1 pseudogene is annotated in these 382 nt (G+C 54.7%); it reads right to left on the bottom strand.

Annotation, left to right across the window (positions count from 1 at the left end):
- Positions 1-353: pseudogene (locus tag FDW87_RS22970) on the bottom strand (alpha-L-rhamnosidase); the annotation flags it as partial.
- Between the last annotated feature and the right edge of the window lie 29 nt (positions 354-382).

The following is a 382-nucleotide window of genomic DNA, read 5'->3' as shown; positions in this document are numbered from 1 at the left end:
GAGATAACCCCCCCTTGCCACGCTTGCGCTGGCAGGCCGGTAATAAACGTTGCCGCCGGGCTCCAGCCGCTCTCTTCACCGTGGTTGTCGGTAATATGCACCCGCACAAAATAGCGCGTCGAGTGCTGGCAGGCGACGTCGGGCAATTCGATATTACTGGAGCGGTCATCGTGCATTTCGCCGCTGTCAAACAGGCATTGGGCAAAATCTTCTTGCGCCGACAGCTGCAAACGCCAGCTACGCTGCTGTACATCGCGCAAAGTACTGGTGATTATCCAGCCGAAAACCGGCAACGTTTCGCAGCCCGTCAGCGTGGTTTCATAGTTGAGCGTAATCTTTTCTACTGCCAACATAATTTTTCCCTCAGTGGCTCATATTCAGG

This window comes from Citrobacter sp. wls826, from assembly GCF_005281245.1.
Lineage (GTDB): Bacteria > Pseudomonadota > Gammaproteobacteria > Enterobacterales > Enterobacteriaceae > Citrobacter > Citrobacter braakii.
The sequence above is the reverse complement of the archived record's forward strand: the minus strand, read 5'-3'. Positions and strand labels throughout refer to the sequence as shown.